The organism is Vallitalea longa, from assembly GCF_027923465.1.
Taxonomy (GTDB): Bacteria; Bacillota; Clostridia; order Lachnospirales; family Vallitaleaceae; genus Vallitalea; species Vallitalea longa.
On record NZ_BRLB01000004.1, the window covers coordinates 1 to 13,546 of the forward strand.

Below are 13,546 nucleotides of genomic sequence, written 5' to 3' on the forward strand. Positions count from 1 at the left end.
GGCTATCACATGCCTCTCTCATTGTAAATGGTACGCTACGCCAAACTAGATATTAAAAAAATACAATATATCTACACTATAAAATTTTATTTGAAAATACCGGACATTTAATATTGCAATTTATAGTTACTAAAAACTACTTTTAATTGCTACAATATTATGATATAATGTTTTAAGTTAGAGCAACATGTGCTTAAAGGAGGAAAAACGATGAAGCATATTAAAACATTAAATTCAGCTACTCTTAAAAAGAGTTTAAAAAATGGTGGATGTGGTGAGTGTCAAACATCCTGTCAATCAGCATGTAAAACATCATGTACAGTTGGCAATCAAACTTGTGAAAACAAATAATTATAAGTTTATTAAGCAGTGACGAGAGTCGCTGCTTATATTAAGTATAGGATGAAAAACTAATCTTATTATACTGATTAAGATGATGATTAGCATATAAAATATGCTAATATGAATTGAGAAAGGAAGAGTATTGTGGTACATCAATATAAAATGGGCGGTATGAACATTGTTATAGATGTTTATAGCGGTGCAGTTCATGTGGTTGATGATATTGTTTATGATGTCATTGAAAACTATAAAAAAATGTCTAAAGAAGACTTAATTAATAATCTTTCTTCAAAATATGATAAACAAGCGATTTTAGAATCAATTGATGAAGTAAATGAACTAGTTGATAAGGAATTACTATTTACTGATGATACATATAAAGAAGCAATTTTGGAGTTCAAAAAAAGACAACCTGTAGTAAAAGCTTTATGTTTACATATAGCTCATGATTGTAATTTGTCTTGTAAGTATTGTTTTGCTGGTGAAGGTGAATATCATGGAGACCGTTCACTTATGAGTAGTGAAATAGGGAAGAAATCTATAGATTTTCTTTTGGAGAATTCAGGAAACAGGAGAAATCTTGAGGTTGACTTTTTTGGTGGAGAACCTCTTATGAATTTTGAAGTAGTAAAAGATATTGTTAGATACGGTAGATCAAAAGAAAAAGAATATAATAAAAACTTTAGATTTACAATCACTACTAATGGTATATTACTTGATGATGAAATAATGGATTTTATTAATGAAAATATGTATAATGTAGTACTTAGTATAGATGGAAGAAAAGAAGTAAATGATAGGATGAGATGTTCTAAGAATGGTAAAGGAAGTTATGATATCATTCTACCTAAATTCATTAAAATGGCGGAAAGTAGAAATCAAGAGAATTATTATGTAAGAGGTACTTACACACATTACAATCTTGATTTTGCTAAAGATGTATTACATTTCGCTGATCTAGGATTTAAACAAACATCAATAGAACCCGTTGTGGCACCAGCTGATATGCCTTATGCATTACAGGAAGAAGATATACCATATTTATGTGAACAATATGATATACTTGCAGAAGAGATGATTAAAAGAAAAGAAGAAAACAAAGATTTTAATTTCTTCCATTTCATGATTGATTTATCTCAAGGACCTTGTGTAATTAAGCGACTTTCTGGGTGTGGTTCAGGTACTGAATATTTAGCAGTTACACCATGGGGAGATTTATTTCCTTGCCATCAATTTGTGGGAATAGATGAATTTAAGCTTGGAACAGTTGATGAAGGGATAACTAATACAGCTGTGCGTAATACATTTAAAGAATGTTGTGTTTATTCAAAAGAAAAATGTCAAAACTGCTGGGCAAAATTCTATTGTAGTGGAGGATGTACTGCTAATGCATATCAATTCCATGGTAATATATATGATACTTATGAAATAGGCTGTGAACTTGAAAGAAAAAGAGTCGAATGTGCTATTTATATTAAAGCAAAAGAAATGCTTAAGTGATGATTTACAATTATCTTGACTATTCACAAGATAATATTTATAATTTAACATAGTATGTAAGTTATAATATTTATAGATACAAGGACTTAATTATCAAACAATAACTCGATTTTTATACTTTGAAGTTTTATGCAGACAAGCAATTTAAAGGTTTTGCAGAATAAAAATATAAGAGTTTTTTTCTATATTTTTGTTCTGCAAAGCAAGCCTATAACTTTTTATTTGCCTGCATTGAAGTAAAGTTGAGTTGAATAACTTACAAAATTATAAGTATATATTGATATCTTAATGTATGGATACGATATAAAAAATTTAATTCGATAATGTACAAAGGAGGATTTTATTGCAATGAAGGGGAAAAAGATTATTACCCTATTGCTTTTAGTTGTTATAATTGGATGTTCGGTTTTTGTAGCAGTAAAAGGAGTAGGAAACAAAGAAATAGGCGGAGCAAATAACGTAAGGTTAGGACTTGATTTAGCTGGTGGTGTAAGTATTACATATACTACTGTGAAGGACGATCCAACTGATAAAGAATTAAATGATACAGTTTTCAAGATAAGAAAAAGAATTGACGGATTAGGTTATACTGAAGGTCAAGTATACAGAGAAGGTAAAGACCGTGTTAATGTTGACATTCCTAATGCAACAGATGCAGAGCAAGTACTAGAAGAACTTGGGAAACCAGGTAAACTAGAGTTTATCGGTCCTGATGGACAAGTTGTTTTGACTGGTGAAGATGTTAAAGATGCTACTGCAATGAAATCAAATCAAGTTGAAGTAGGAAATTCTGATCCTTATTATATATCTCTTGAACTTAATGAAAGCGGTAAAGATAAATTTTATGAAGCTACTAAAAAAAATGTAGGTAAAAAAATTGCAATTGCGTATAATGGTCATAATATAATGGAACCTATCGTAAATGGACCAATACCAGATGGAAAAGCTAGTATTGATCATATGGGAAGTATGGACAGAGCAGAAACAATGGCTTCTAATATACGTATAGGTGCACTTCCATTGGAACTAGAAGAATTAAGATCTAATGTAGTAGGTGCTACACTTGGTGAAGAAGCAGTTAATACAAGTGTAAAAGCAGGTATTATAGGTCTTGCATTGATTTTATTATTCATGATCATATATTATAGAATACCTGGACTTGCTGCTGATATCGCATTAGTATTCTATTCTTCATTAGTAATTATAATATTAAGTATATTTAAACTTACATTAACATTACCTGGTATTGCAGGTATTATATTATCGGTTGGTATGGCAGTTGATGCCAATGTAATTATCTTCTCGAGAATCAAGGAAGAATTAGCTCTTGAGAAAACGCTTAGAGCTTCACTAAAAGCTGGTTTCAAAAAAGCGACTACTGCTATTTTAGATGGTAATATTACAACTTTGATAGCATCAGCTATTTTATACTTAATGGGAACTGGACCAATTAAAGGTTTTGCTCAAACTCTTGCAATTGGTATTATTGTTTCAATGTTTACTGCTTTAGTAATCACAAGACTTATTTTAGGAGCATTTGCTGGAATAGGTATCAAAAATAGAAAATTATACGGTATCACTAATAAAACAAGAGCATTAAAAGTTGTTGCAAAAAGAAAAGTATGGTTTAGTATTTCTATTATTGTTATAGTTGTCGGACTTCTTGCAATGCCTATATATAATAGTACAAAAGGTACTCCTCTTAACTATGACATAGAATTTAGTGGTGGTACTACAACACTTGTCAATTTAAATAAAACAATGAGTAAAGCTGAAATGGACAGTGAGCTTACTCCAATAGTAACAGAAGCTACTAATGATAAAAGTCCACAATTCCAAGCTGTAAAAGATAAAGGACAAGTTATTATTAAGACAAGTAAATTAGATAATGAAGCAAGAACTAAGTTACAAGAATCATTAAGTGAAAAATATGGCATAACTGCTGCTGATATTGAAAGTGAAAGTATTAGCCCAACAATAAGTAGTGAAATGAGAAGAAGTGCTATAATTTCAATAATATTAGCCTCAATTTGTATGTTGATATATATTACACTAAGATTTAAGGATTATAGATTCGGTGTTAGTGCAGTAGTGGCATTACTTCATGATGTATTTATTGTATTAGCTGTTTATTCATTATTTAGGATACCAATTAATAATTCATTTATTGCAGCGATGTTAACGATTGTTGGTTATTCCATTAATGATACTATAGTATTATTTGACCGTGTTCGTGAAAATCAAAAATATATGAAACGTGGAGACTTTAAAGGTGCTGTTGATACTTCAATAAGTCAAACTATGTCACGTTCAATAAATACTTCACTTACAACATTTGTTATGGTTGCAGTGCTTTATGTACTTGGTGTTGCATCAATAAGAGAATTCGCATTACCATTAATGGTTGGTATACTTTCAGGTACTTATTCTTCTATATTTATTGCAAGTCCATTATGGTATGTATTTAAACGAAAAGAAGAGCAAAGAATTCAAAGAGCGCGTCAACCACAAAGATAAATGAAAAAAAACCTCTAACAATTTTTTGTTAGAGGTTTTTTTAAATTATAGAAAAATGAATTTAGGAAAACTACTAGGAGTAATAGCTCTTTAAAATGGAGGTATATGATTGAAACCAAAATACAAATGGAATTTAAAACAAAAAAATGAACAATTGATAGATGATCTATCAAAAAAATATAGATTCTCTACAATCATAGCAACTATATTATCTAATAGAAATATAGTTATGGAAGATGAAATCGTTAGATTTCTTAATGCCGATAAAGACAAATTCTATAATCCATATTTGTTAAAAGATATGGATAAAGCTGTGGAACGTATTTTAAAGGCAATTGAAAACAAAGAAAACATTACTATATATGGTGATTATGATGTCGATGGTATTACTAGTACATCAATTTTATATATGTTTTTAGAAGAAAACGGAGTAAAGGTCAATTATTATATACCTAATAGATTAAAAGAAGGATATGGGCTTAATAATGAGGCTATCGAAAGAATACATATTGATAATACTCAGTTACTTATAACAGTGGATACAGGTATAACTGCGATATCAGAAGTAGACTATGCAAATACCCTAGGGTTGGATATAGTAATAACCGATCATCATGAGTGTCAGGAGAGTATTCCAAATGCAATAGCTGTCATTGATCCCAAGAGAAAAGACTGCAATTATCCATTTGATATGTTAGCTGGAGTAGGTGTTGCATTTAAACTTATACATGCATTATCTGAAAAATTAGATAATGTAGAATCTATATGGAAATATATGGATATAGTAGCAGTTGGTACTGTAGCTGATATTGTGCCTCTCATAGATGAAAATAGAATCATAACTAAACTAGCCTTTGAAACTATGCAGAATTCATGGAATATCGGTCTGAAATCACTAATCAAAGTGGCCGGTACTAACAGGGAAGGTAAAATTACAGCAGGAATTATTGGCTTTCGTATCGCTCCAAGACTTAATGCAGCAGGTAGACTTGGTGATGCTAAAAGAGGTGTAGAATTATTTGTTACAAAAGACAAAGACAAAGCAGCTCACATAGCTGAGAGGCTTAATGAAGAAAATATAACTAGGCAGGAATTAGAGCAAAGTATATATGATGAAGCTGTACATATTATAGAACGAACAATAGATGTAGATTCAACTAAAGTGATTGTAGTTTCTTCTAATAATTGGCATCATGGAGTTATTGGAATCGTATCTTCAAGAATTACAGAAAAATATTATAGGCCTAGTATATTACTAAGTGTTGAAGATGGTATCGCTACTGGTTCTGCAAGAAGTGTTGAAGGTTTTAATATATTTGAAGCGCTATGTTCTGTAAAAGACCTATTCCTTAAATTTGGTGGACATGAAATGGCAGCAGGTATGTCACTAAAGGATGAATTGATTGATGAACTTAGGAATGGTGTGAATAAATATGCACAAGATAATATGAAATCTGACACACTAACTCCTAAGCTTACTGCTGATATGGAAATCAATATTAATGAAATTGATATACCACTTATAGAAGAGATAATTAAGCTTGAACCTTATGGTGTTGGTAACCCTGAACCAAAATTCATATGTAAAGGAAAGGTAAATGATGTTAGGAAAATAGGAAAGGAAAACAATCATTTGAAGATGGTTGTTGATTATAATAAAAATAATATAGACGGAATAGGTTTTGGAATGGCTGAATATTATGATTCAGTTAACATTTCTACTGAGATAGCATTATTGGGTACATTAAATATTAATGAGTGGAATGGAACTAAAAAACCTCAGATAATGTTGAAAGATATTAATCCTAATAATGATTTTACTAATGATATCGAAAAATATTATCAAATCTTTAAAAATATGATTAACACTAATTTCAGTAAAGAATCTACATTATTTCTTAGAAACGAAAATTTGATTCCTACGCGACAGGACTTTGAAACCTTGTATAGGGCACTTTTAAGTCAAGAGAAACATAATGTTGACCATATAACCATTACCAGATTAATGAAAATAATTAATTTCAAACAATCAAATAAAGTATGTACTTTATTAATATGCCTGCAAATATTTAACGAACTGAAATTATTAAGTTATACATATGATAAAATGAATTTATCATTCAAATTAAATAAAGGGATGAAAGTAAGGTTAGAAGAATCCAGTACATACATGAAGTTAGAAATAAATAATTAAATTAGTTAATTGTGAATAAATATAAATAGTTAATTGAAATTATTTCTTTAGAATATATACTTTTTTACACTGAAACAAATGAATATATTGATAATTAACAAATATCACTTTATTATACAATAAAATCCGTTGACATATTGCACATGTAATACAAATCAACTATAATACAAGTATAATATTTAAAATATAATTTAATGTCAAATAGTAAATTATATTAAATAAAACTGTAATGAATAAGGGAGGGTATACAAAGGGGTTAGATGAAAAAATATAATGAAAAATTACTTGTTGATTTCATTTCAATTGTTTTTTGCTTTGTAGTGTTTTCATTATTATTAGGAATAGATTCATTAATTGCTTTTGTACCTGTAATAGCTGGAATATTATTTGTAGTATTACTCATTAAGTTCTTAGAGCTCTTTTTCTAAGCGATAATTAAGTGATATAAATAAATAATTGCTAAAAAATCTAAAAAGCTTTGCTAGAACTGATTAAATTTGGTATACTTATATTGTATGTTTACTAATATTATATATAATCTTATTAAATGATAAAAAAAGTATAAGTGAAATGAATTTTCATAAGGTCAAAGAAGAATATTAACTATTTCATACTTATATATTTCTTAAGAAGTTTAATATTAGTAAAATAAAAATTGAAAATTTAATATCCTTTGTAAGGTAATTATTCTTTATATAAGTAAACTAATGAAATAACAATTTTTTATATACTGATAGCCTATATTAAATTCCTTATGAGGTATTATGAAAAAAGGAGTAATAAGTATGGATCTTAAAACTATTATAAGAGAAGTACCTGATTTCCCAAAAGAAGGTATTTTATTTTATGACATCACTACTATTTTACAAAATCCAGAAGGATTAAAAGCTTCAATTGATCAGATTCAAGAAAAACTAGAAGGGGTTGAATTTGATTACATAATCGGACCAGAATCAAGAGGCTTTATTTTTGGTGTACCAGTAGCATATAATATGGGTAAAGGTTTTTTACCTATAAGAAAGCAAGGTAAGCTACCATATAAAACTAAGAGTAAAGAATATGCTTTAGAATATGGAACGGCTACTATCGAGATGCATGTCGATGCTATAAAACCAGGTGATAAAGTTGTAATTATAGATGATTTGTTAGCTACAGGTGGAACATCTAAAGCTACTGTAGAATTAGTAGAAAGTCTAGGAGGAGAAGTAGTAAAATTATTATATTTGATTGAATTAGACTTTCTAAAAGGTAGAGATAAATTAAAGAATTATAATGTGGATTCAATAATTCATAAGTAAAAATAAGACCTTTACTTACAAGATGGATGAGTAAAGGTCTTATTTTTATTTAATTATAATACATTAATTGATTAATTTGATAAAATGAAATAATTTATTATAAAGAAATTAACATAGGATAAATGATATTAATAAATATTATTGAATAATTGTGTATATTATATATTAAAAATTAATATATTAGAGGTAATATTTGGTTGTAACAATTTGATTGAAGGTTACAGTGCAATAATTCTTGCATTTTGTAGGAAAAATAACTATAATATATAGATATATTAGATTCATCAAAATAAAGATATTAAAATGTTAATTAGAAGCGGTGATGAAATGCCTGATAAAATTTATATGGATTTATTAAAAGCAATTAAAAAATACCATCCATCTGAAGATTTTTCCATGATTAAAAAAGCATATGCTCTAGCTAAGCTGGCTCATGAAAGGCAGCTTAGAAAATCAGGGGAACCTTATATTATTCATCCTCTAGCAGTTGCTCATCTATTAGCTGAATTAGAGCTTGATAAAGAATCAATTATAGCTGGTATACTTCATGATGTTGTAGAAGATACAGAATATACTATAGAATATATTACAAATGAATTTAGTAAAGAAGTAGCTCTATTAGTTGATGGAGTAACTAAATTAGAAAAAATTCCTTATTCTACAGATAAAGAAGAAATACAAGCAGAGAATTATAGAAAAATGTTTCTGGCTATGTCAAAAGATATACGTGTAATACTTATCAAACTTGCTGATAGACTTCATAATATGCGTACATTAAGATATAAGTCAGAGGAAAAACAAAAAAAAATTGCAAAAGAAACGTTGGATATATATGCTCCTCTAGCTCATAGGTTAGGTATTTCAAAATTTAAAATTGAATTAGAAGACTTATCTTTTAGATATATTAATCCTGATGCTTATTATGATCTAGTTGATAAAATCGCTAGAAAACGAGACGATAGGATTAATTTTGTAGATAAGATCGTTAAAGATATTAAAATTGAAATAGATAAGATTGAAATAAGTGCGGAAGTAGAGGGGAGGCCAAAACACTTTTTCAGTATTTATAAAAAGATGATTGGTCAAAATAAAACGATCGATCAGATATATGACTTATTCGCAGTAAGAGCTATTGTAGAATCAGTAAAAGATTGTTATGGAGTATTGGGTGTAATACACGAAATGTATAAGCCGATTCCAGGAAGATTCAAAGATTATATCGCTATGCCGAAACCTAATATGTATCAATCTTTGCATACAACTGTTATAGGTCCTGAAGGTGAACCTTTTGAAATGCAAATCAGAACGTATGAAATGCATAGAACTGCGGAATACGGTATAGCCGCTCACTGGAAATATAAGGAAGGTAAAACAACGGAATCTATTGAACAGAGTGAAGAACAAAAGTTGAATTGGTTAAGACAAATCCTTGAATGGCAAAGAGATATGTCTGATAATAAGGAATTTCTAGATGTTCTGAAATCTGATTTAGATGTTTTTGCTGACCAAGTATATGCATTTACACCATCTGGTGATGTTATAGATCTACCAGCTGGATCGACCCCAATTGATTTTGCGTATCACATTCATAGCGCTGTAGGAAATAAAATGGTTGGTGCCAGAGTTAATGGGAAAATAGTAACGTTTGATTATAAAATAAAAAATGGAGATAGAATAGAAGTAATAACTTCTCAGAATTCACATGGACCGAGTAGAGACTGGTTAAATATAATAAAAAGTTCACAGGCTAAAAGCAAAATCAATCAGTGGTTCAGAAAAGAATTCAAAGAAGATAACATTGTTAGGGGAAAAGAACTAATAGAAAAATATACCAAGGCAAAAGGTATACCGCTTAGTGAAATAATCAAACCAGAATTTACTCAAGTAGTTAAGAGAAAATATGGTTTTAAAGATTGGGATGCAGTATGTGCTGCTATAGGACATGGTGGATTAAAAGAAGGACAAATCGTTAATAGATTATATGAAGAATATAAGAAAAAGATTAAAATCATTAATAAAAACAATGATGTAGTCGAAGAAGTGTTTACTGTTAATAACACGATAGCTAAACAATCTAAAAGTGGAATTGTCGTAAAAGGTGTGGAAGACCTAGCTGTTAGATTCAGTAAATGTTGTAATCCTGTTCCAGGTGATGAGATAATCGGATTTATAACAAGAGGAAGAGGTGTGTCGATACATCGAACGGATTGCAGTAATATTATTAACTTATCAGAGTTGGAAAGACATAGATTAATAGAAGCAGAATGGCAGAATCTAGATGAAAAAGAGTCTAGTCGTTTGTATCAAGTCGAAATTCAAATAATCAGCTCTAATAGAGTAGGTTTGTTAGTAGATATATCTAAGGTATTAACAGAAGAAAGAATACCTGTAAAATCATTAAATGCTCGTTCAATTAAAGGTGATAAATCTATCTTTAATGTAACTATGGATATCAATGGAGTCAATCAATTAACCAAGTTGACTAAAAAATTAAATGGTATTGAGGGCGTGGAGGAAATAATAAGAACTAATAGCTAATATTATGCAATACTTGCAATAAACGTAGTAAGAAAGGATAGTAGTCATATGAGAGTTGTTATACAGAGAGTTAAACAAGCATCTGTTGAAGTCGAAGGTGAAGTGATTGGAGAAATTGGTAAAGGTTTATTAGTATTAGTAGGATTTTTAGATACTGATGATATGAAAGTATATGATTATATGCTTGATAAGATAATAAATCTTAGAATCTTTGAAGATAGTGAAGATAAAATGAATCTATCAGTAAAAGATGTTAACGGTGAAATATGTATCGTGCCGAACTTTACTTTGTATGGTGATTGTAGAAAAGGACGTAGACCTAGCTATTCATCAGCTGCTAAACCTGATAAGGCAAGAATCATATTTGAAGAATTCATGAAAAGAGCTAATGAGAAATATGATGGAATCAAACAAGGTTTGTTCCAAGCTGATATGAAGGTAGAGCTATTAAATGATGGACCTGTAACTTTACTTTTAGATAGTGATAAAATGTTTTAGCATGAGTATGGCAAAATAGATAGTGGAATCATTCTATTATTGGCTATCATTTTGTAAGAGGAGGATTTATAATGAAAGTTAAAACAATGATGTTAGGTATTTTGCAAACAAATGTTTATGTTGTATATGATGAACAAAGTAAAGATGCAGTAGTAATAGACCCAGCTGGGGATGAAAATAGAATTATAAGATTCATAGAAGAAAAGAACTTACAATTGATGGGAATTTTAGTAACGCATGGGCATTTTGATCATATAGGTGCAGTTGATGCGATAAGAGATAGATTCGGGGTAGCTGTATTTACAACTGAAATCGAAGGAAAGAATATGGCTGATCCTAATGAAAATTTATCTTTAAGATTAATGAGGAATGCTGTTACGGTGGAGAATGATGAAGTAATTCATGATAAAGACACTCTTGAATTCGGAGAATTGGAATTTGAATGTATTGTAGTTCCTGGACATTCACCAGAAAGTGTATGTTACTATAATGAGGAAAACAATATTTTATTATGTGGGGATACTTTATTTGCAGGTTCTATAGGTAGAACTGATTTTTTTGATGGACCTGGAAATTCATTAATAGAGAATATAAAAGATAAGTTAATGTGTCTTCCGGAAGAAACAAAAGTCTATCCTGGACATGGTTTTCAAACTACTATTGGATATGAAAGAAAATCTAATATATACATGTGTTAATAATTTGTTAAAATAGGAGTAGAAAATAGATGTTTTTATTATTAAAAGGTCATAATTATGAATATGAGATAAAGATGTTGCTTAATCTATTTTTCCATGATGAACATTATGAAATTGTAGAATCAGTATCTAGGGAAGGCATTACCATTGAAACAATAATTTGCGATGAATATTTCAAAGCGGTATATTATGAAAATGGTAAAGTGATGGAGTCCAGTAGCTTTGATAAAAAATATATTGATGAATTACCAAAAGAACCGTTAGAAAGAAGAAAAGAAACCAAAAAATCATTGAAGATATTAATATATAATATAGTTTCGAAGGTAACGGGTAAAAGTCAACCTTGGGGAATTCTTACAGGGATAAGACCTACTAAGATTGTTTTTGATTTAATTGATAAATACGGGTTCAATGAAGAAAAAATAAAATGGCATCTTGCAAATTATAATAAGATTTCTCCATTAAAAATAAATTTGATGATGGAAATCGCAAGGAATGAAATTAAAACGTTAAATACTAATAAGGATAATGAGATAAACATATATATAGGCATACCTTTTTGTCCTACAAGATGCTTATATTGCTCTTTCACATCTTACCCAATAGATAAGTGGAAATCACATGTTGCTGATTATCTTGAAGCCCTTAATAAAGAAATGCGTTATGTATCAAAAGAATTATTGAAAGGCAAGAAAGTCAAAACCATATATGTAGGTGGCGGAACCCCAACATCTCTTAATGAAGAGCAATTAGATGAATTAATGTTAATGATAGATAAGAACTTTAATGTAAATATGCTTGAAGAATTTTCAGTTGAAGCGGGTAGACCAGATACTATTAATGTTAATAAATTAAATATACTAAAGAAGTATGGTGTTACTAGAATTTCAATTAATCCTCAAACCATGAATGACAGGACATTGAAGATAATTGGAAGACGTCATACTGTAGAAGACATATATACAGCATTTGCTATGGCTAGAAAAGTTGGCTTTGACAATATTAATATGGACCTTATTCTCGGACTACCAGAGGAAACATATGATGATGTTAAAAATACCATGAGTCAAATTAAAAGGCTAAGTCCTGAAAGTCTAACTGTTCATACAATGGCTGTTAAACGTGCGTCAAGATTAAAGGAAACTATCAATAAATATCATTTGACAACTGATATTGAAATTCAAGAAATGATAGATATGGTTTATCATGAATCCAAATCGATGGGACTAGAACCCTATTATATGTATAGACAAAAAAATATGGTAGGTAATTATGAAAACGTAGGTTACTGTGTTAAAGGAAAAGAATGTATTTATAATATAGAGATAATGGAAGAAGCGCAATCCATTATTGCCCTTGGTGCAGGCTCTGTTTCAAAAATCGTATATAAAGAGAATAATAGGATTGAAAGAATAGAAAATGTCAAAGATGTTGGATTGTATATTGATCGCATTGATGAGATGATCGATAGAAAAACAAATGAGCTGTTGAATAAGTAATTGCATAAAAATTATAATAAAATTATATTTACAAATAAAATAATTCGTGTTATAATCTGATAAATATTAATAAATTCTTTGATTGGAAGTAGTACTTTTTTTGATTTATTACAGCGAGCCGTCGTTAGGTGTGAGGTACGGTATAGATAAAAAACAGGAATGGCTCCATGAGATGCTAGATGAAAGGTAATTGTTACCAAGTAGTTGATGCCGGGAACTCCCGTTATTGAGTTAGGATATCGAATATTATTTCCGTATCTGAAGATAGCATAGAATTGAGTGGTATAACGGTATTTCGTCTCAACATGACGAAAGTACCGTTTTTTTATTTATAAATCTATTTCATACATGAAATAGATATTAGGATAGCCACACAATCTATAGTTGGGTGGCATTAGCGAAAAACCATTTCGTCCCAATAGGGGCGAAGTGGTTTTTTGTCGTTATAAGAGAATTGATAGG

The 13,546-nt window shown here is 29.6% G+C and carries 10 protein-coding genes; all 10 read left to right on the forward strand.

The window, feature by feature from the left end:
• Positions 1–210 precede the first annotated feature (210 nt).
• The 10 genes from scfA to hemZ all read left to right on the forward strand — a co-directional run bounded on the left by scfA (position 211) and on the right by hemZ (position 13,084).
• Positions 211–351, forward strand: a complete 141-nt coding sequence (gene scfA, locus QMG30_RS09360; protein ID WP_113675541.1) for a six-cysteine ranthipeptide SCIFF — start codon at positions 211–213, stop codon at positions 349–351.
• A 135-nt stretch (positions 352–486) separates the two neighbouring features.
• Positions 487–1,842 (forward strand): thioether cross-link-forming SCIFF peptide maturase, encoded by a 1,356-nt coding sequence (gene scfB / locus QMG30_RS09365; protein ID WP_281814843.1) that lies wholly within the window; start codon positions 487–489, stop codon positions 1,840–1,842.
• A gap of 348 nt (positions 1,843–2,190) precedes the next feature.
• Positions 2,191–4,359 (forward strand): protein translocase subunit SecD, encoded by a 2,169-nt coding sequence (gene secD / locus QMG30_RS09370; protein ID WP_281814844.1) that lies wholly within the window; start codon positions 2,191–2,193, stop codon positions 4,357–4,359.
• A gap of 109 nt (positions 4,360–4,468) precedes the next feature.
• The gene (gene recJ / locus QMG30_RS09375; RefSeq protein WP_281814845.1) at positions 4,469–6,553 is read left to right on the forward strand and encodes a single-stranded-DNA-specific exonuclease RecJ; all 2,085 of its coding nucleotides are present in this window, start codon (positions 4,469–4,471) and stop codon (positions 6,551–6,553) included.
• Between the two features lie 260 nt (positions 6,554–6,813).
• Positions 6,814–6,981, forward strand: coding sequence for a hypothetical protein (locus tag QMG30_RS09380; RefSeq protein WP_281814846.1), 168 nt, complete (start codon positions 6,814–6,816; stop codon positions 6,979–6,981).
• Positions 6,982–7,338: 357 nt separating this feature from the next.
• Entirely contained in the window at positions 7,339–7,851 is a 513-nt protein-coding gene (locus QMG30_RS09385; protein WP_281814848.1) for an adenine phosphoribosyltransferase, read from the forward strand.
• Between the two features lie 303 nt (positions 7,852–8,154).
• Positions 8,155–10,389, forward strand: coding sequence for a RelA/SpoT family protein (locus tag QMG30_RS09390; RefSeq protein WP_281814850.1), 2,235 nt, complete (start codon positions 8,155–8,157; stop codon positions 10,387–10,389).
• Between the two features lie 48 nt (positions 10,390–10,437).
• Positions 10,438–10,887 carry a D-aminoacyl-tRNA deacylase gene (gene dtd, locus QMG30_RS09395; protein WP_281814852.1) on the forward strand — a complete coding sequence of 150 codons (450 nt, stop codon included), beginning with the start codon at positions 10,438–10,440 and terminating at the stop codon, positions 10,885–10,887.
• A 71-nt stretch (positions 10,888–10,958) separates the two neighbouring features.
• Positions 10,959–11,585, forward strand: coding sequence for an MBL fold metallo-hydrolase (locus QMG30_RS09400; protein ID WP_281814854.1), 627 nt, complete (start codon positions 10,959–10,961; stop codon positions 11,583–11,585).
• A gap of 29 nt (positions 11,586–11,614) precedes the next feature.
• Positions 11,615–13,084 carry a coproporphyrinogen dehydrogenase HemZ gene (hemZ, locus tag QMG30_RS09405; protein ID WP_281814856.1) on the forward strand — a complete coding sequence of 490 codons (1,470 nt, stop codon included), beginning with the start codon at positions 11,615–11,617 and terminating at the stop codon, positions 13,082–13,084.
• Positions 13,085–13,546 lie beyond the last annotated feature (462 nt).

Excerpts from the sequence above, each read along its gene's own strand:
- QMG30_RS09385 (WP_281814848.1), top strand. The coding sequence starts at position 7,339 with ATGGATCTTAAAACTATTATAAGAGAAGTACCTGATTTCCCAAAAGAA.
- QMG30_RS09390 (WP_281814850.1), top strand. The coding sequence starts at position 8,155 with ATGTTAATTAGAAGCGGTGATGAAATGCCTGATAAAATTTATATGGAT.
- QMG30_RS09400 (WP_281814854.1), top strand. The coding sequence starts at position 10,959 with ATGAAAGTTAAAACAATGATGTTAGGTATTTTGCAAACAAATGTTTAT.
- scfA (WP_113675541.1), top strand. The coding sequence starts at position 211 with ATGAAGCATATTAAAACATTAAATTCAGCTACTCTTAAAAAGAGTTTA.
- dtd (WP_281814852.1), top strand. The coding sequence starts at position 10,438 with ATGAGAGTTGTTATACAGAGAGTTAAACAAGCATCTGTTGAAGTCGAA.
- hemZ (WP_281814856.1), top strand. The coding sequence starts at position 11,615 with ATGTTTTTATTATTAAAAGGTCATAATTATGAATATGAGATAAAGATG.
- secD (WP_281814844.1), top strand. The coding sequence starts at position 2,191 with ATGAAGGGGAAAAAGATTATTACCCTATTGCTTTTAGTTGTTATAATT.
- QMG30_RS09380 (WP_281814846.1), top strand. The coding sequence starts at position 6,814 with ATGAAAAAATATAATGAAAAATTACTTGTTGATTTCATTTCAATTGTT.